The sequence below is a fragment of the Achromobacter sp. genome (assembly GCF_032102605.1).
Lineage (GTDB): Bacteria > Pseudomonadota > Gammaproteobacteria > Burkholderiales > Burkholderiaceae_B > Achromobacter.
In genome coordinates, this window is sequence record NZ_DAMDGT010000022.1 from 1 (window position 1) to 18,421 (window position 18,421).

Genomic DNA, 18,421 nt, shown 5'->3' on the forward strand with positions numbered 1-18,421 from the left:
ACTGCTTGAGCGGCGAAGGAGCGAGACTATAGCACAGAATTTTGGCTTGTCACGCCAGCGTCGCATATTTGTTGTTCACGGCGGCGCTCCGGGGCGACAAGGCGGGCGCTCCCCTCTCCAATTGGCGCTCTCTGCTCCGCCCCCTCCTATATATAGAACTCCATACAAGAGAGAGAACACCGCGCCCCGCCTCTCAAGGCGCGGATTGCGCTCCGCGGCCAGGTAGCAGGCTCGCCCCCTTCAGCGCACGGCCGAAGCGCCCCCTATCTATATATATAAAGGGCGCTGGCTCCAGGCGGCGCGCATGGCCTACCACCGGATGTAATCGACGTTGCGCAGTCGCTCAAGATCGCGCTGGACAGTGATTTCGTTCACCAGCCATTGTGGAGCCCCCACGTCGTCAAGCATGTGGGGCTCCATTTCCGCAGCCAGATTGCGCATCCGTGCCGCATTGCGATGCCGGCAGTAGGCACGCCAGATCCGCGCGAGCAAACTATCGTCCGGCGCTTGCGCAGCTTCCAGGGCGGCGATGGTCCGACCGGTCCGGGGGCTTAACAGCGAATTGCGAGGGGAGACTACTGGGGAATGCGGTGAGAACGGTTGAGCGGACATGACGGGCTCCTTGGTCTATTCCGTTCCGGTAAGAGTATTCGCCCAATACGCTCAAGAAAATCGATTTGTTTCGGCCGTTTCGGTAAGCTACGATGACCAATCCATCATCGTCGCCCGCCTTGCCATGCGCCTCCCCCTCAATACCCTCCCCGCCTTTCGCGTCGTCGCTGAACTGCAAAACCTGCGCGCGGCGGCTGAGCGACTGCATCTGACGCACAGCGCGGTCAGCCAACAGATCAAGGTGCTTGAAGAACAGTTGGGATTTCCGCTGTTCGAGCGCAGCGGCCGCGGCATCGTCCTCAATTCCGCAGGCGCCGCCCTGCTATGCAGCGTTCAGGGCGCCATGGCGATGCTTGACGAGGGGTTGCTGGCCGCTAGCGCGGCGGCGTCGGGCAGCGAGCAGCGGCTGCGGGTGTCGGTGTTGCCGTCGTTTGCGCAGCGGTGGCTGCTGCCCCGCATGTCACGCTGGCGTGCGCGGCATCCCGATCTGGCGTTGGAGATCGAGACGTCCCAGCAGGTCGTGGATCTGTTGCGCGATGGCTTCCATGCCGCGCTGCGGTTCGGGCGCGGCCCCTGGGCCGGCGTGGAGTCGGAACCTCTTTTTGACATGCCGCTGCCGCTTATCGTTCTTGCATCGCCCGAGACCGTCGCCGCCCTGCCCGACCACTCGCCGGAAACGCTTGCGCGGCAACCCTTGTTGGGCGAACGCGAACTCTGGCAGCACTGGTTCAACGCAGCCGGATTGCGCACGCCAATAACGCCGGTCGCGTCGTTCAACGATGCCGGCATGATGCTGCAGGCCGCCGAACAAGGGCTGGGCATTACCCTGGGGCGCCAACTACTGGCCGCAGATGCGCTTTGCGCCGGCCGACTGGTCCAGGTGTCGCCCGTGACCGTGCACTATGAACAGGCGCAGACCTACCATCTCGTCTATCGCCCCAGCTTGCGCGACTGGGGCCCCCTGGCCGCATTCAAGCAATGGCTGCGAGACGAACTTGAAATGTCCCGCCAGGAATTGGTGACGCCCGAGGACAAATAGGCGAAAAAAAAGGTAAAGCAGCACGTGGCGGCTTTACCTTTACCAAAGCGCGGCACCCGGCAGAAACATGATCTGCGGACCGGGCTTCGCTTCGCTCGATTGGCCCGGCGGGCGCCGCGGCGGCGGCAGTAATCCTTCAGGCCTGCATCATGCGGCCTTGCGCGCGGACGTCGCGGCAGGTTGCATGGAATCCGTCTCGTTGAAACGCTGATGCCAGGCAAAGGCCTCTTCAAGCAGATGAGGCGTCTGGCCGCCACGCTCGCACGCGCGGTCGAAATAGTCTTGCAGGGCATCGCGATACGACGGATGCACGCAGTTCTGGATGATTGCCCGCGCGCGTTCCCGCGGCGCCAGGCCGCGCAGGTCGGCCAGTCCGCATTCGGTAACCAGCACGTCGACGTCGTGTTCCGTGTGATCGACGTGGGACACCATGGGCACGACGCTGGAAATGTCGCCGTTCTTCGCCATGGATTTGGTCACGAAGATCGCAAGGTGCGCATTGCGGGCGAAGTCGCCCGAGCCGCCGATTCCGTTCATCATGTGCGTGCCGCCCACATGCGTGGAGTTCACGTTGCCGTAGATATCGAATTCCAGGGCGGTGTTGATGGCGATGATGCCCAACCGGCGAACGATCTCGGGCGCGTTGCTGATTTCCTGAGGACGCAGCACGATCCGCTGGCGGTAGTGGTCCATGTTGGCCAGGATCTTGTCGTACACGGGCTTGGACACCGTGATGGAAGATGCCGAAGCGAACGCCAGCTTGCCTTGGTCCAGGAGCTCGATGGCGCTGTCCTGCAAGACCTCGGAGTACATCGTCAGGTTCTCAAAATCCGAGGATTCGAAACCGTGCAGCACCGCATTTGCGATGGTTCCTATGCCCGCCTGCAACGGCAAGAGCGAATTGGTCAGCCGGCCTGCATCCACCTCGTGGCGCAGGAAGCTGTTGATATGTCCGGCAATGGCGTTGGTCTCCGCATCCGGCGGGAGCGCATTGGACGGGCTGTCGGGCTCGTGCGTGATCACAATGGCGGCGATCTTGGCGGGATCGACCTCGATGAACGGCTGGCCGATGCGCTGATCCGCCGACATCAGGCCGATCGGCTGGCGTGCCGGGCGCGCGCCCGGCACGTAGATGTCGTGCAGGCCTTCGATAGCCTCGGGCACGCTCATATTGAGTTCGACGATGATCTTGTCGGCCTGTTGGGCAAACGAGGCCGAGTTGCCCACCGACATGGTCGGGACGATGGCGCCCGTTTCGGTGATGGCGGCGGCCTCGATGATGGCCACGTTGATCGGCCCGATATGGCCGGCGCGCAATTGCTCCACCGTTTCGGACAGATGCTGGTCGATGAATGCGATTTCGCCCTGATTGATCTTGCGCCGCAGGGTGGTGTCGACCTGGAAGGGCATGCGCCGCGCCAGGGCGCCGGCTTGTGCCAGAAGTTTGTCGGTATCGTGGCCCAGCGAAGCGCCGGTGATCAGCGTGATGGACAGCGGTTCGCGTTCAGCGCGGGCGGCCAGCGCCTGTGGCACGGACTTACAGTCTCCGGCCCGCGTGAAACCGCTCATTCCGACGGTCATTCCGTCCTGAACCAGCAATGCCGCTTGTTCGGCGGACGTGATCCTGGCGTGCAGTTCAGGGTTGCGGATACGGTCGAGATGCATGGTGTCTCCAAATTCAAAGGCTGCCGCTTGCGGCCGGGCGAGGCGCAGTCGCCATCAATCCGGACACCGTCTGCCGCGGCGTTTCCCGAGGTCCCATTGCCGGCAAATGCCTGCTCCGGGACGATTTTTGGGCAGTATAGGAAGGCGGGTCGAAATCTCGTAATGACTTAAAATCATTCGATCCAGTCGTTTTTTTCATCATTTGGATTTTCGGGCGCAATGCGCCAAGGGTTGGCCACACATGGACGTCCGCGCATTGCGCTATTTCGTGGAAACCGTCAGGCACGCCAGCTTTACCCAGGCGGCCCGGGCGCTGTTCGTCACGCAGTCCACCGTCAGCAAGATGATCCGGCAGCTTGAAGAGGAAGCAGGCACCCCGCTGCTGATCCGCGACGGCCACACCGCCCGTCCGACCGACACCGGCCGCGTCATGTATCAGCGCGGCCTGCAGGTGCTTGAAACCATGCGGCAGCTTTCCGAAGAGTTGCGCGAGACTGCCGAACTGGGCCGCGGCGCCCTGGAAGTCGGTATCCCGCCCATGATCAATCTGCTGTTCACGCCCGTAGTGAAGCGGTTCCGCGAAATGCATCCCGGCATCCACCTGACCCTGCGCGAAGGCACGGGACAGGCGGTGGAGAACCTGGTCGCCAACGGCGAACTGGAAGTAGGCGCCACCATCCTGCCCGTCGCACCCGACGGCGGGCTGGCCACGCAGGCGTTCGGCAGCTATCCCATCTGGGTGATCGGGCCGCCCGACGCGGCCTGGGCGGGAAAGACATCCCTGCCCCTTGCCGCGTTGCGCGACGCGCGCCTCTTGATACCTACGGACGATTTCGCCATCACGCGGCGTCTGCGCCAGGCGTTCGCCGACGCAGGATTCCAGCCCGGCATCGCCGCTCAAAGCGCGCATTGGGACTTCCTGGTGGCCATGGCGTCCGCCGGACTGGGCGTGGCCCTGCTACCGGAACCGCTGATGCAACGCATCAAGACCCGGGGCCTCAGTACCGCAAAGCTGGCCAAATCCGGCATGCAGTGGGAAGTGGGCCATATATGGTTGCGGTCCGGATACCTGTCCTACGCTGCACGGGCCTGGCTGGATGTGTGCGACGCCGTGTTGGGCCGGCCGCGCATCCGTGTGCCACGCGGCTCCGGGCTTGCGCCGAGTTGAATCCAAACGTTGGCCTCGTAAACTTGGATTGCGAAGGCGCCCCACCCTGCGGCCCATCCAGCATCGAACCAGTAATCCGACCCCGTTTAATCGCCTGTGGGGGATGCATCTGCACCGGGAAAACGGCGCCATAAATACAGGGACGCAGCGGCAGTTTTTGTTGCAACGGATCGGGCGGCGGCTTGTTATGCTGCCGCCTCGACGCGAGCCATTCGCCCTGGAACATCACACCTTGATCACCCACTCATTGCCTTCGCGCGCCCGCCGCGTTCGCGCCCCCAACCTGGCGGCGCTGCTGGCGGCAGTGCTACTGGTTTTCTGTTTCCTGCCCGCCTTCGCCGCGCCACCCGCGGCGCCGGTGGACACCGAGGCCGTGCTGGCCGCCGCGCGCAAGCAGATCGACGACATCCGCAAGCGGGTCGCCGACGAAACCGATGACGGCATCCTGCTCAAGCAGCGGGGCGAGGCGCTGGACATCCAGTCCAAGGCCGACGCCGCGGCCGAGGCGCTTGCCCCGCAACTGACCAGCGTGGCGGCCCGGCTGACCGAATTGGGCACGCCGCCCGATGGCGCGAAGGAAGCGCCCGACGTAGCGGCGCAGCGGGCGCAGCTGGACAAGAACAGCCGCGCGCTGGACGCGCAGATCAAATTGGCCAGGTTGCTGTCGGTCGACGCCGGTCAGACGGCGGAACAGATATCGGCGCAGCGGCGCAAGCAATTCCAGGCGCGCCTGGGCGAACGGCGCGATTCGTTCCTCTCCGGCCAGTTCTGGACAGAATTCCGCCAGGAATTTCCGCGCGACCTGGAACGGCTGCAAAACCTGCGCGACGACCTGACCACTGCGGTGGGGCAGACACCCAAATGGGGATGGCTGCTATTGGCCGCGGCGGCAGCCCTGGCCATCGCACTGCGTTTCTGGGTAGGCCGGTACATCCTGCAATTGACGGCGACCCGCGTCCCGCCGGGCCGCTTGCGCCGATCGTTCCTGGCAGTAGCGCTCGTGGTCCTGTCCGTGGCCACGCCCGGCGTGATCGCGCTGCTGATCCAGGCCGGGCTGGACTGGAAGTCCCAGTTGTCGGACAGCACGTCTTCCCTGCTGACCAACCTGGTGGCGACCGTGTGTTTCGGCGGCTACGTGTCCGGCCTGGGCTACGCGCTGCTTTCCACGAACCGGCCTTCCTGGCGCCTGCCGCCGGTCAGCGACATCGTCGCCAATCGGTTGCGCTGGCTGCCCGGCACGTTGGGCGCGCTGGTGGTCATGATCTGGCTGGCCGAACGGCTGCCGGTGCTGCTTGACGCCAGCCTCACGACCACGATCACGCTGACCGGCATCGTAGGGGTGCTGAGCATGGCGATGCTGGGCGCCGTCCTGGCCATCAGCCGCCGGCTGCGGCGGCAGTTCATGCAGGACAGCGAAGCCACGACACCGCTTTGGGTCTCGCTGTTCCTGGCCGCCGTCTGGACCGTGGTGATCGTGAGCCTTGCAAGCCTGCTCGCGGGCTATGTGGCTTTCGGCAGCTTCCTGGTCAAGCAGGTGCTCTGGGTATTGATCGTCCTGGCGTCCGCCTACCTGGCGTCCACCCTGGTCGAGGACGGGTTCAGCACGTTGCTCGGAACCTCGCACCGCGACAACGGCGAGGGAGAAGGCCCCAGCATGCGCGACCAGGCCGCGGTGCTGCTGTCCGGATTGGGACGCGTCGCGATCGCGCTGCTTGCCATCATCCTGGTGCTGGCGCCTTTCGGCGAGGCGCCGATGGACCTGGTGCAGCGCTTCGATCAGTTGCGCAAGGGGCTGGCTATCGGCGAAGCGCAGATCCGCCCCGGCGCGGTGCTGCAGGCGTTGGTGGTGCTGGCCATGTCCCTGCTGGGCGTCAAGATGCTCAAGCGCTGGCTTTCCAACCGCTACCTGCCGACCACGGAGCTGGACCCCGGCATGCAGTTGTCGGCGGCCACTTTGTTCGGCTATGGCGGATTCGTGGTCGCGGTGGCGCTGTCGCTGTCCGCCGCGGGCATCGGCCTGGAACGCGTGGCGTGGATCGCCAGCGCCCTGTCGGTGGGTATCGGTTTCGGCCTTCAGGCCGTCGTGCAGAACTTCGTGTCGGGCTTGATCCTGCTGGCCGAGCGTCCGGTGAAGGTGGGCGATTGGGTGTCGCTGGGCGGCGTCGAAGGCGACATCCTGCGCATCAACGTGCGCGCCACCGAGATCCAGATGGGCGACCGGTCGACGGTGATCGTGCCGAACTCCGAATTCGTGACCAAGACGGTACGCAACGTCACCCGGTCCAACCCGCTTGGACTGGTGCAGATCAAGCTTCCCATGCCCTTGTCGACCGATGCCGAACAGGTGCGGGACCTGATGCTGCAGGCCTTCGCCGACCACGAGGACGTACTGGAGACGCCCGCCCCCAACGTCTTCCTGGACGGCATCGACGCGGGACACCTGGTCTTCAATGCAAAGGGCTACGTGTCCTCGCCCCGAGCCGCGTACGGCGTGCGCAGCGCCTTGCTCTTCACTGTGCTCAAGCGCCTGGACGAGGCCGGGCTCGAGGTGTCGTCTCCACCGACCATGCTGCTCGCGTCGGCGCCGGAAGCCGTGCAGGCAGCGCCTGTCGCGATTCCGCCGCCTGCCCAGCCGTAGCTCCCCGCCCGCGCGTTTCAGCCGGGCGAACGGAAGTCGGCAAACTGCTGGCGCTCGAAGCGCGGGTTTCGCAGAGGTGGCGCGGAAAGCGCGGCGCTGCGGGCCGACAGCACCGGATAACCTTGCGCGGCCGGCGCCTGGGGCCGGAGCTGCGCGGGCGCGGTGCGTGCGGTCTGGACTGGAGCCGGCGGCGCGACCTGGGCCACTGCCCCCGTGTCGAACCGATGATCCGCCGTCGTCAATGCGGGATTGGTGCATAGCCCTTGCGCCACCAGCGCCGCCTTGGTGCGGTCGTCGGTCTGGCACAGAATGTCGATGGCCGCCGTTTCCAGACGGCGCGACCGATCCGCGTCCTTGGTTGACGCCGCCGCCTGCATCGTGCGCTCGAAGTTGCGTCGCAGGCTGCACTTCTGGTCCTCGATCGGGATCGCGACGTTCATGCCGAAGCCCACCACCGAGCCGCCGCCGCCCGCCGACACCATGCAGCTGTCGGAGGAAAACGAGCCGTAGAAACTCTGCCCGCCCACCGGCGGCGCGCTGTGCAACGTGCTGCTCCCGCTGGTGCTGGAATTCAGTGTGATGCCCTGGTTGTTGCCCGCGTTGGTTGCCCCGGACGACGCAGAGGTGGTGGAACTGGAGGTGCTGGTCTGCGCCCCCGCCGAAAACGCCGTCAGCGACAAGGTGATGGCAAGAACTATGGTCTTCATGATGTCCCCTCGCCCGGACGGCCGAAGCCGTCCGGATAATTGGGTCAGCGATTGAACCCGACGACGTGGCCCACCGGGCCAATGCCGTGTATCGACCCGAACGCGCCGACATTCGCCGTATGGAATGTCCCGGTTGCCGACGCGCTGGTTTCCGTCTGGCCGAACGACGCGCCTCCATTGGCGATGCTGTCGCCAACCATGATCGGGGCATTGCCCGAAACATGCCCGTAGGATTCGCTATTGGCATATTGGCGCGTGCTGGTCACGACTTGCGTTCCGTCGCGGCTGAACGTTCCTCCCACTTCCGCGATGCCGCCCGTGCTGCCGAACGACGTCTGGCTGGAAGAGCCGTAGCCGTTGACCTGGGTTGCCACCACCGAACTGCCCGTGGAAATGGATGTCGCCGTCCCGTTGATGGCGCCGGCATGCACCGTGACCGATCCGCCAACCTGGCCTGGACCGGTCGCATATGCCGTAACGGCGAACAAGGACAATGCCGCAACTGCTGCGAGCTTTTTCATTTGAGCTCCTCCTGATCCGTAAGCACGGATGCACAGGTGCCGGACGCCGACCGGCGCGGACCCATACTTCCCATGGACTGCACCCGCCTCGGGCCAGAAGCTTGGGACTTTCGTATTGGTACGGAATGATTGCGCCGTCCTAGGCAGGTCGGTATCGGTTAAACGAACGACCGGGTATTTGTGGCCGATGGACAGGCGCATTACGCGAACCTGAATCGGTAGGCGCGTCGTCTCGCTCGCCATGCTTATGGCCGATGAATGAAGCCGGGCGATGAAATTGCCAAATCGCATTCTCGGCTTTTAGGATGGCCGGCGAACTTGCGGCTCGCACATAATCCGTAGCGCGCAAGCCGGAGCGTCGGGCGGCTCGACTTTACAGATGCCGCACTGCCGGAATCACGCGCTGGACCGCTTCCGTGCGATGCGCAGCAGCAGCCCGGTTTCGCGGCGGGCGATCAACAGGTCCATCGCGACGAGCACCAGCAAGAATCCGAGTTCGGCGAGGTCCAGGTTGGCCACCACCTGATAACTGCCCAGTAGCGCGATGCCGCCCACGCCGGCCAGATACGCGGGCCAGGCCGGCGGCGCACCTCCCTCGCGCCCCGGCCCGCCGCGCCCGAAGGTCAGCCAGGCCAGCAGCGGCAGGCTGAGCAGTGACAACGGTATGTAGATGGCGATCGCCGACAGCAGCACGGCGACGCCGAATTGCGTGTGCAGGAAGAGGGACATCAGCGCGATGGCGCCAACGCCCACGTACCAAAGCAGGCGAACGTAAACAAGGCGAGTCAAGGAAGCGGCTCGGTTAGTCATCAGACACGCTGGAAACGGAAAATTCGGCCATACTACTCCCCGCCTCTCAGCGACACCCCAGCCACACCCGCCCTCGTTCATTTGGAGACACAGCCATGATTCAGGAGATTGCCAGCATCCATGTCCGCGAAGGACAGGAAGCGCTGTTCGAAGCCGGCGTTACTCAGGCAAAGCCGCTTTTTCTGCGCGCCCGCGGATGCCATGGCATGGAACTGTACCGCAGCATCGAACAACCGCAGCGTTACACGCTGGTCGTCGATTGGGAAACCGTGGAGAACCACATGGTGGATTTCCGGGAATCGACCGATTTCCAGGAATGGCGCAAACTCGTTGCGGGTTTCTTCGTCGAACCGCCGCAGGTGCATCACGAACAAAAAGTGATCTGATGTCCGGGGCCGGTTCAGCACACGGCAAGAACCGGCCTAGTCCTCTAGCGGATCGTCGTACTTGCGCGCACTGCCCCGAAAGCGATCGACCGGATACTTCGCGGCATTCTTGACCATCTTCCCGGCGACGGCCTGCGCAATATCGATGCCCAGCTGATCCGCCAACGCCACCAGATACATCTGCACGTCCGCAATCTCATCCGCTGCTTCCGCCAGCCGGGCCGCCGGCAGATTGCGCGACTCTTCCTCCCCCAGCCATTGGAACAGCGACACCAGTTCTCCGGTTTCGCCCGCCAACGCCATCGCCAGATTCTTGGGGGAATGGAACTGCTGCCAGTCGCGTTCCGCCGTGAAACGGCGCAAGGCGGTTCGAATATCTTGCAGGTCGGACATTCCAATTCCTTGTCGGGAAGGCCTTACCAGCCCGTCACGCTGCGGCCAGTCGCGCGCTGGCCGCCAGCGCCACGGCGACCGTGGTGCGCACGTCGGCCAGGGCGCGGTGAGTGGGCTGCGATGCGCCCACGTGCCGCGCCAGAATATCCAGCTTGTGCGACGGCAGTTCGGGCCACGCGCGACGCGCCAGCGCCAGGGTGCAGTGAGTGGGGTTCGGGAAGGGCAGCCCCGTCTGATCCGCCGCCGCGCTTAAAAAGCGACGGTCGAACGACGCGTTGTGGAAAAAGACCGGCAGGTCTTCCACGAACGCCAGAAAGGACGAAAACGCTTGCGTGACCGGCACGCCGTCGCGGTCGACCTCTGCCTGCGTGATGCCGGTGAGCCGGGAAATAAAGGAGGGGACGCGGCTGCAGGTGCGTACCACCTGCGTGTACTCGCTTTCCAGCATGCCGCCCGTCCCCACCCGTACTGCCGCGAATTCCAGGATTTCGCAGCTTGCCGTCGACAGGCCGGTGGTTTCCAGGTCGGCGACCACGAAGGGGCCGCCCAACGCCTGCAGCGCCTCGGACAGGGCGGCCTGCGCACGCGCCGTCGGTCGGGCGGGCGACGCCCCGGTGGCGCGCGGACGGCGATAAAAGAAGCTCACCGTCCTACTCCGCCGGATGCAAGGCTGCGAAGCGGGGCGAGCCGTCGGCAAGCTTTCCAAAAAACAGGTCGGCCGGGCGCACCCACAGTCCACGCGCATGAGGCCACAGGTGTTCATACACCACCATGGACTCTTCGGTTTCGGAATGGCGGGCGGTGTCCACGTATCGGTACAGGCCGCCCTTGTAATGGCGGTGCGTGGCTAGGGCGAGGGCTTCGGGTTCGGTCATCGGCGTTACAGCAAAGCGCCCGCGGCGGGAAATTCCGCCGCGGGCAGGTGTTTATGCAATGCCGTCTTTATAGCGCAATCGCGCTTTCACCCCGCACACGCGCCTTGCGCGCGCTATGCGGCCCGCAGTCTCGCGGTCGCGTCCGCGCTCATCCGGGTGATGTCTTCCGTGACGCCGCCCAGCTTGGCCGATTGCGCCAGGGACACTTCCACGACCTGACTCATGATTTCAGTGACCCTCCGCGACGACGCAACGATGCCTTCCATCGTGTCGCCGGCGGACTGGACTTGGACCGCACCGCTCTCGACCTGATCGACCGACGCGGTAATGAGGACCTTGATCTCTTTTGCGGCCGCCGCGCTGTTCTGCGCGAGGCTGCGGACTTCGGCTGCGACCACGGCAAAGCCCCTGCCATGCGCGCCCGCGCGCGCCGCCTCGACCGCGGCGTTGAGCGCCAGAATGTTGGTCTGGAAGGCAATGCGGTCCATCACGCCGATGATCTCGGAGATGCGGCGAGAACTTTCCGTGATGGCTTGCATTGTGGAAACCACTTCCCGCACCGTCACGCCGCCGGTCTCCGCGATGCTGCTGGCGTCCCTGGCCAGGCTGTTTGCCTGCCGCGCCCTTTCGACGTTCTCGGTCAGGCCTTGCACGGCGGCTCGCAAGGTCTGTGCCGCGGTAAAGCGCTGCATGATGTCCGTGGCGAACTTCACCACCTTGAATGGCCTGCCCTGGGCATCCAGGATCGGGTTGTAGCTGGCTTCGATCCACACCTGGCGGCCGTTCTTGCCCACGCGCAGATATTGGCCCGTATCGTGTTCGCCATTGCGCAGCCTGCGCCAGAAATCCTTGTACGCCGCGCTTCCGGCCTCGTCCGGCGTAACGAACATGCTGTGATGCCGTCCCAGCACTTCGTCGGCGCGGTAACCCACCGCGTTAAGGGACAGGTCATTGGCGCGGATGATGGTGCCGTCGAGTTCAAACTCGATGATGGCCTGGACTTTGGAAATCGCCGCCAATTGGCCTTCCGAATCCGCCTGGCGTTGCTGCTGACAGGTAATGTCCGTCGCATACTTGACCACCTTGACCAGCCGCCCGTGCCTGTCGAAGATCGGGTTGTACGACGCCTGAAGCCAAACGTCCGAGCCGTTCTTGCGAATCCGCCGATAACGTCCGGCATCGTGCGCGCCCGTGCGCAACCGGTCCCAAAAAGCGGCGTAGGCTGCCGCCCCGCGCTCTTCGGGATCGACGAACATCCTGTGGTGCTGGCCCAGGACCTCGTCGAGCGAATAGCCCATGGTGTCCAGGAAATTCTGGTTGGCCATCAGGATTCGGCCGTCCAGATCGAATTCGATGACCGCCTGCGAGCGATGAATGGCCGCTATCTGTCCGTGCAAATCCGCCGGATGCAACGAGCGGTATCCGCGGACGAATCGGCCAAGGGTATGCCAAAGCATGGGGACCTCCAGGGTTTTGTTTGCCGGCGTGCCTGGTCCACGTGTATCAAATAGAAACTATTTAATCCCAAAAATTATCACGAAATCCTCGCATGGCGATATAACGTCCAGGAAAAAATTCCGATCGTCGCGTAATTCCACACCGGGGAAAACCCCAGTTCAGGCGGCATCCAACTCACGGTATCGGCGGAAAATTCCCTCGCCAAACGGCAGCCGCCTGCCGCTCGAAAAATAGGACTGCAGTTCGGGAAGCCCGGTCACGCGCGCGTGCAGCGCAAAGACCTTCGGGTAGTGCGCGGCGACCGTGCTCATGCGCTTGGGAAACGCGTAGAGCAGGCCATCGATCAGGTGAAACATCGACAGGTCGGCGTAGGTCCACTTCTTGCCGCCCGCGAGCCAGGCGTCCGGTCCTTCCAGCAGCCGTTCGAAATAGCCCAGGAACTTCGGAATGCGCTCTTCGCGAAAGACCCGGGCCCGGCGCGCGGCCTCTTCCTTCTGGTCTTCGTAGTAGTCGCTGGCGGAAATGGGGTGATGGGTGTCGTGAGCTTCGGCCACCATGTCCGCAATGGTGAGCTGCAACTGGTTCACCCACAGCCGCCCTTCCAGCGTATCGGGCGCCAGGCCGTGCTTTTCGCCCAGGAAGAGCAGGATGTTGGCGGTTTGTCCCAGCGTCATCTTTCCCGCGACCAGATACGGCGGCGCGAAAGGCGGATGTTTGCGTGGGGCCTGCATGTCTTCAATCAGGGCGCCCTCGTCGGTGCCCGGGTCGCGAGCTCTTTCGCGATACGGTATGCCGCCCGCCTCCAAGGCGAGACGCACGAATTCCCCGCGCCCGGGGATGCCATTCCAATACCAAAGGTCGTAGGTCATACGGTCTCCTTTCAGTGGGACAGCCGAACCTCTAGTCTGCCGTCCGGGACCCGCGCCAGCAAGGCGCATGCCAACGGGTCGTCCTTCAGGAATAAAAAAAGCGCGCGGATTTGAATCCCGCGCGCTGGAGCCGGCAGCCAGGAAACCTACGCCTGCGCGGCGTCTTCCAGGATGATTTCAGCGCCGCGCTCGGCGACCATCATGACCGCGGCCTGCGTGTTGCCTGACACCATTTTCGGCATGACGGACGCGTCCACCACCCGCAGTCCCGACAACCCGTTCACGCGCAGCCGCACGTCCGTGACCGCTGCGGCGTCCGATCCCATGCGGCAGGTGCCTATTGGGTGATAGATGGTCTGTCCGTTGCGCCGCGCGAAATCCAGCCATTCGTCATAGCTGTCGACGGCGGCGCCAGGACTGACCTCGGATTCCACGAAGCGCTGCATGGCGGGCTGGCCCACGATGCGGCGCGCCACCTGCATGCCGCCCACCAGGCTGTCGCGATCCACCTGGGCGGAAAGGAAATTCGGGCGGATGGAGGGACCAGCCGTCGGGTCCGCGGATTTGATGTGGATGGAGCCGACCGATTCCGGGCGCAACTGCGCCACGCCGATAGTCATGCCCGGATGCCGGTCCAGGATGCGCTCCGCCGCGTTGGCATAACTGGCGTGGACGAAGAAAAACTGCACGTCGGGCGCGGGCAGGTCCGGTTCGCTTTTCACGAAGCCGTGCACCAGCCCCGTGCCCAACGTCAAAATCCCCTTGTGGCTCAGGTAATAGCGCGCCACCTGTTGCGCCAGCCGCCATCCACGCGACATCTCATTCAACGTGACCGTGCCCTTGACGCGCCAGTTCATGCGCGTGGCGAAGTGGTCGATGTAGTTCTCGCCCACCTGCGGTTGCGCGAGCACCACGTCGATGCCGTGGGACTTCAGCAAAGCAGGGTTGCCGACGCCCGAGAGCTCCAGCAGTTGCGGCGACTGCACCGCCCCCATGCACAACAGCGTTTCGCGGCGTGCGCGCACGGTGTGTTCCTGTCCGTTCTTGCGGTAGACCACGCCCACGCAGCGCTTGCCTTCGAACACCAGGCGCGTCACATGGGCGCCGCACTCCACGCTGAGGTTGCTGCGGCCGGCGGCCGGCTTCATGTAGCCGTCCACCACGCTCCAGCGCCGGCCGCGATGCTGCAGCACCTGGTAGTAGCCCACCCCTTCCTGGTTGCCGCTGTTGTAGTCCGGATTGAACGGTTGGCCGTCTTCACGCGCGGCCTCCAGGAAGGCATCCGACACCGGGAAGCGCTCGGCGACTTCTTCCAGGAACATCGGACCGCTTTTGCCCCGTCCGTCTCCGCCCGGCGCGTAGTTTTCCAGCTTGCGGAAAACACGTTCGGCCACGGCGCTGCCCCACCCGGCCGCGCCAGCGGCGACCCATCCGTCGTAGTCCTGCGGCTGGCCGCGAACGTAGATCATGCCGTTGATCAGCGTCGATCCGCCCAGGCCCTTGCCGCGAGGCACTGCGATGGTCCGGCCGTAGACGTTGTCTTCCGGCTCGGTCGCGAAACGCCAGTTGTAATTGGGGTCCACCAGCAGCTTCGAGAAGCCTGCGGGGATCGGGATCCACATGCTGCTGGCTTCCTGTCCGGCCTCAAGCAGCAGCACCCGATACTTGCCGTCCGCAGTAAGGCGGTTGGCCAGAATGCAGCCGGCCGTGCCACCGCCCGCAATGATGAAATCGTAGTCGCCCATCTTTATCCACCAAATCCCGAATCTGGCTGCATGGCCTCAGTTGGCGGGCGCCACGCCCAGCATTTCCACCATCAGCTCGATCTGGCAGGCCAGCATGGGTGCGCCATAGTGCACCTTGCACCCGCGCGCCTGCGCAGCGAGCAGCAGCGCGGTGTCCTTCGGCTGCATGATGACTTCGCACACGAGCTGATCCGGTGTCAGGCGGCTGGCGTCCAACGGCAGCGGGTCACCTTCTTTCATGCCGAGCGACGTGCCATTGACGACCAGGTCGTGGCCGGACGGATCCGAGTCGCCCACCGAAATCTGCGCCGCCGGATATAGCGACAGGATGCGGGCCTTGAGGTCCTCGGCCTTGGCCGGAGTACGGTTGGCGATAGTCAGGCGCGCCACGCCCGCCTGCACCAGCGCAAAGCCGATGGCGTTCGCCGCGCCGCCCGCCCCGGCCAGGTACGCGCTTTTGCCCTCGGGCGACACGCCGCAGCTCTGCAAGCCGCGCACGAAGCCTTCGCCGTCCAGCATGTGAGCCACCAGGCGTCCGTCGGCCTCGCGACGCAGCACATTGGCCGCGCCGATCTTGCGCGCGACCGGCGTGGCCTCGTCGGCCAGTTCCAGGATGGCGGTCTTGTGCGGCACGGTCACGATGACGCCGCCCAGGTTTTCCAGGCGGCGCAGGCCTTCGACCACGGTAGCCAGGTTTTCAGGCCGGGCATGGAATGGCACGCACACGCCGTCGAATCCGATCTTGGCGAAGTGCTCGTTCATGCGCTGAGGCGTCTTCACGTGGTGGATAGGGTCGGCCAGGATGCCGAACAGGCGCGTGTTGCCGCTGATTTCCTTCATGGGATTCTCCGGTGTCAGGTCTTGATGAATTCGCGCGCGACGCTGGCGATGCCTGCGGCGTCCAGCTTGTAGTGAGCGTACAGGGTGGTGGGCGGCGCGATCAGGCTGTATTCGTCATAGATGCCATGGCGGCGCAGGCGCGTGCCGGCGCCCGCGTCGGCCAACACTTCGGCCACTGCCGAACCCAGGCCTCCCATGACGTTGTGCTCCTCCACAGTCATGAGCTGGCGCGACTGGCCTGCGGCTTTCAGGACAGCGTCGTTATCCAGGGGTTTGATCGTGGGCATGTCGATCACGCCGACCGACAGTCCTTCCTGGCGCAGTTGTTCGGCGGCAGCCAGCGCGCCATGCAGCGTAATGCCGCAGGCAATGATGGTCAGGTCAGAGCCTTCGCCATGCACGATGGCGCGCCCAAATTCGAAGGGGACGCCGTCTTCGTAGACCTGCGGGTCGCGGCCGCGGCCAATCCGAAAGTAGATGGGTTCGGGCCAATTCACCGATGCCTTGATCGCCGAGGCCAGTTGCGGGCCGTCGGCCGGCGACACGACGGTCAGCCCGGCCAGCGCCCGCATCGTCGAAATGTCTTCGGTGGCATGGTGCGAGGTGCCGTAGAAGCCCAGGCTGATGCCGGTGTGGTGCCCGATCATGCGGACCGGCAGCCGGGTGTAGGCGACGTCCATGCGGATTTGTTCGCAGCACAACAGGCCCAGAAAGGAAGCGAAGGTCGCCACGAACGGCATCATGCCCGTGGTCGCCAGGCCCGCCGCCGCGGACACCATGTTCTGTTCGGAAATGCCGAACTGGACATAACGGTCGGGGTAGGCCTGCGCGAAGCGGTTCAGGCCGTTTGAATACTGCAGATCCGCCGAGCCCGCGACGACCGGATGTCCGGCCTTCGCCAGGTCGATCAGCGCGTCGGAAAGATAGGACAGGCCGGGATTGACCGCATTGAGCGCGCGGTATTGCCAGGAGTCGGGGGAAAGTACTTGTGCCTGTGCCATTCAGATCTCGCGGGAAAGGATTTCGTCGACAGCGCTTTGCGCATCCTGCGGCGCCAGATAACCCAGGTGCCACCCGGGTTCTGTTTCCATGTAGGACACGCCCTTGCCCTTTATCGTCTTGGCGATCACGCACGCCGGCCGGGCCCGCGCGTCGTCGGCGCGCAGGCGGCGCAACAAGGCAGTCAGCTCGGCCAGGTTGTGGCCATCGACCTCGTGCACCTCCCACCCGAAGGCCTGCCACTTATCCTTCAGCGATTCCACGCCCATGACGTCGTCGACCTTGCCATCGAGCTGGTAGCCGTTGCGGTCGATGATGGCGATAAGGCGCGACAGACGGTTATGCGCCGCGAAGAGCGCCGCCTCCCACACTTGCCCTTCCTGCATTTCACCGTCGCCCAGCATGACGAACACGTTGAAATCACGTCCCTTCATGCGGCCACCCACCGCCATGCCTGCGCCGTTCGACAGCGCATGGCCGATGGAGCCGGAACTGAAGTCGACACCCGGGACCTTGCTCATGTCGGGATGGTCGCCCAGCGGGCTGCCCAGCCGCGTATAGCCGTCCAGCAGTTCGCGATCGATGAATCCGTGGTCCGCCAGGACGGGAAACAATCCCACGGCGGCGTGGCCCTTGCCCATGAGAAAGCGGTCGCGGTCGGGCCAATGCGGTTCGCCGGCCTTCAGCCGCATCACGTCGTAGTAGAGCGCGGCGAAGATCTCCGCGCATGAAAACACGGAACTATAGTGCCCGACCTTGGCGATTTCGATCAGGCGGATGGTCTCCAGCCTGATGTGGCGAGCCTTTTCCCGCAGCAAAGCGATTTCCCCCGCGGTAGGGGCCTCCTGATCCTTGCGCATCGCGCCTCCTCCTGTCGTATGGATATATGATATATAATATACCCATCGCGCTCGAATTGGCTACGCCGGGCTAGAATCCAGCCTGGATTCACCCCGCCTCTTCCATACAGCAAGCCAGACACGTCATGCCCAGCCTTAAACCGGTAAAAAAAGAGAACCTTTCCGTCAGGGTCTACAACGAAATCCGCAATGCGCTGATCAACGGTCAGTACGAACCCGGCGAACGCTTGATCATTGGTGAACTGGCCCAGGAAATGGGTGTCAGCATCACGCCCGTGCGCGAGGCCATCTTCCGTCTCATCAGCGAGCAAGGCCTGGAAATGCAGGCGGCCACGGCGGTCTACGTGCCGTACGTCAATTCCGAAAAACTGCGCGAAATCCAGCAGATCCGTTTCCACCTGGAAGGCATGGGCGCGGCCGAGGCCGCCCAGCACATCACGCGCAAGCAACTGGACAACCTGATTGCCCTGCAGCGGGATTTCATCTCGTGCACGTCCACCGACCCCAAGCGCGCCAGCTACCTGAACCGGAAATTCCACTTCGCCATCCTGGAAGCCAGCAACAAGCCGATCCTGCGCAATACCGTTGAGTCGTTCTGGGTGATCACGGGCCCCATCCTCAAGGTGTTCCACGTCAAGACGGCCGGGCTGGACTATTCGCAGGACGAACACCGCCACGAAGCCGTCCTTGAAGCCCTTGAAGCGCGCGATTCCGAAGCCGCGCGCAAGGCCATCCAGGCCGATTTGGTGTGGGGCGGAAAAATCATGATCGACTGGCTGGTCGAACGCGAGAAAGAACTCGACTACCGCCCTCCCGGGGCCCGCAAATAGGAAGAC

The 18,421-nt window shown here is 64.2% G+C and carries 19 protein-coding genes; 5 read left to right on the top strand and 14 right to left on the bottom strand.

Annotated features, from left to right (window positions below):
* Positions 1-309 precede the first annotated feature (309 nt).
* Positions 310-612, bottom strand: coding sequence for a hypothetical protein (locus RT614_RS27695; RefSeq protein WP_313625637.1), 303 nt, complete (start codon positions 610-612; stop codon positions 310-312).
* A gap of 124 nt (positions 613-736) precedes the next feature.
* Here RT614_RS27695 and RT614_RS27700 point away from each other — a divergent pair, with 124 nt between their 5' ends.
* Entirely contained in the window at positions 737-1,651 is a 915-nt protein-coding gene (locus tag RT614_RS27700; protein ID WP_313625639.1) for a LysR substrate-binding domain-containing protein, read from the top strand.
* A 147-nt stretch (positions 1,652-1,798) separates the two neighbouring features.
* Here RT614_RS27700 and RT614_RS27705 read toward each other — a convergent pair whose 3' ends face one another.
* On the bottom strand, positions 1,799-3,316 hold the full coding sequence (locus tag RT614_RS27705) for an acetyl-CoA hydrolase/transferase family protein (RefSeq protein WP_313625640.1): 1,518 nt from the start codon (positions 3,314-3,316) through the stop codon (positions 1,799-1,801).
* Positions 3,317-3,557: 241 nt separating this feature from the next.
* Here RT614_RS27705 and RT614_RS27710 point away from each other — a divergent pair, with 241 nt between their 5' ends.
* On the top strand, positions 3,558-4,484 hold the full coding sequence (locus tag RT614_RS27710) for a LysR family transcriptional regulator (RefSeq protein ID WP_313625641.1): 927 nt from the start codon (positions 3,558-3,560) through the stop codon (positions 4,482-4,484).
* A 187-nt stretch (positions 4,485-4,671) separates the two neighbouring features.
* Positions 4,672-7,122 carry a DUF3772 domain-containing protein gene (locus RT614_RS27715; RefSeq protein WP_409558529.1) on the top strand — a complete coding sequence of 817 codons (2,451 nt, stop codon included), beginning with the start codon at positions 4,672-4,674 and terminating at the stop codon, positions 7,120-7,122.
* Positions 7,123-7,139: 17 nt separating this feature from the next.
* Here the strand turns inward: RT614_RS27715 and RT614_RS27720 are convergent, their stop codons facing one another.
* The 3 genes from RT614_RS27720 to RT614_RS27730 form a co-directional block, all read right to left on the bottom strand.
* Entirely contained in the window at positions 7,140-7,829 is a 690-nt protein-coding gene (locus tag RT614_RS27720) for a hypothetical protein (RefSeq protein WP_313625643.1), read from the bottom strand.
* 44 nt (positions 7,830-7,873) lie between these two features.
* Positions 7,874-8,551: a hypothetical protein gene (locus RT614_RS27725; protein WP_313625644.1), complete on the bottom strand. Its 678-nt coding sequence runs from the start codon at positions 8,549-8,551 to the stop codon at positions 7,874-7,876.
* A 195-nt stretch (positions 8,552-8,746) separates the two neighbouring features.
* The gene (locus RT614_RS27730; protein ID WP_313625646.1) at positions 8,747-9,139 is read right to left on the bottom strand and encodes a hypothetical protein; all 393 of its coding nucleotides are present in this window, start codon (positions 9,137-9,139) and stop codon (positions 8,747-8,749) included.
* A gap of 116 nt (positions 9,140-9,255) precedes the next feature.
* On the opposite strand from RT614_RS27730, the gene RT614_RS27735 reads away from it, so the two are divergent.
* Positions 9,256-9,546, top strand: coding sequence for an antibiotic biosynthesis monooxygenase family protein (locus RT614_RS27735; RefSeq protein WP_313625647.1), 291 nt, complete (start codon positions 9,256-9,258; stop codon positions 9,544-9,546).
* Positions 9,547-9,582: 36 nt separating this feature from the next.
* Here the strand turns inward: RT614_RS27735 and RT614_RS27740 are convergent, their stop codons facing one another.
* The 9 genes from RT614_RS27740 to RT614_RS27780 form a co-directional block, all read right to left on the bottom strand.
* Positions 9,583-9,939 carry a nucleotide pyrophosphohydrolase gene (locus tag RT614_RS27740; protein WP_313625648.1) on the bottom strand — a complete coding sequence of 119 codons (357 nt, stop codon included), beginning with the start codon at positions 9,937-9,939 and terminating at the stop codon, positions 9,583-9,585.
* 34 nt (positions 9,940-9,973) lie between these two features.
* A complete protein-coding gene (locus RT614_RS27745) occupies positions 9,974-10,585 on the bottom strand; it encodes a PolC-type DNA polymerase III (protein WP_409558530.1) in 612 nt (203 codons plus the stop codon).
* Positions 10,586-10,589: 4 nt separating this feature from the next.
* Complete coding sequence (locus RT614_RS27750) at positions 10,590-10,814, bottom strand: DUF1653 domain-containing protein (RefSeq protein WP_313625650.1); 225 nt, start codon at positions 10,812-10,814, stop codon at positions 10,590-10,592.
* 113 nt (positions 10,815-10,927) lie between these two features.
* The gene (locus RT614_RS27755; RefSeq protein ID WP_313625651.1) at positions 10,928-12,271 is read right to left on the bottom strand and encodes a methyl-accepting chemotaxis protein; all 1,344 of its coding nucleotides are present in this window, start codon (positions 12,269-12,271) and stop codon (positions 10,928-10,930) included.
* 159 nt (positions 12,272-12,430) lie between these two features.
* Positions 12,431-13,141, bottom strand: a complete 711-nt coding sequence (locus RT614_RS27760; protein WP_313625653.1) for a glutathione S-transferase — start codon at positions 13,139-13,141, stop codon at positions 12,431-12,433.
* Positions 13,142-13,287: 146 nt separating this feature from the next.
* Positions 13,288-14,886, bottom strand: a complete 1,599-nt coding sequence (locus RT614_RS27765) for a GMC family oxidoreductase N-terminal domain-containing protein (protein ID WP_313625655.1) — start codon at positions 14,884-14,886, stop codon at positions 13,288-13,290.
* Between the two features lie 36 nt (positions 14,887-14,922).
* Entirely contained in the window at positions 14,923-15,726 is an 804-nt protein-coding gene (locus RT614_RS27770) for a shikimate dehydrogenase (RefSeq protein ID WP_313625656.1), read from the bottom strand.
* 14 nt (positions 15,727-15,740) lie between these two features.
* On the bottom strand, positions 15,741-16,727 hold the full coding sequence (locus RT614_RS27775; RefSeq protein ID WP_313625658.1) for a transketolase C-terminal domain-containing protein: 987 nt from the start codon (positions 16,725-16,727) through the stop codon (positions 15,741-15,743).
* Entirely contained in the window at positions 16,728-17,585 is an 858-nt protein-coding gene (locus RT614_RS27780) for a transketolase (RefSeq protein ID WP_313625659.1), read from the bottom strand. It lies immediately after the preceding gene.
* Between the two features lie 125 nt (positions 17,586-17,710).
* Between RT614_RS27780 and RT614_RS27785 the strand changes: the two genes are divergently transcribed.
* On the top strand, positions 17,711-18,415 hold the full coding sequence (locus RT614_RS27785; protein ID WP_313625661.1) for a GntR family transcriptional regulator: 705 nt from the start codon (positions 17,711-17,713) through the stop codon (positions 18,413-18,415).
* Positions 18,416-18,421 lie beyond the last annotated feature (6 nt).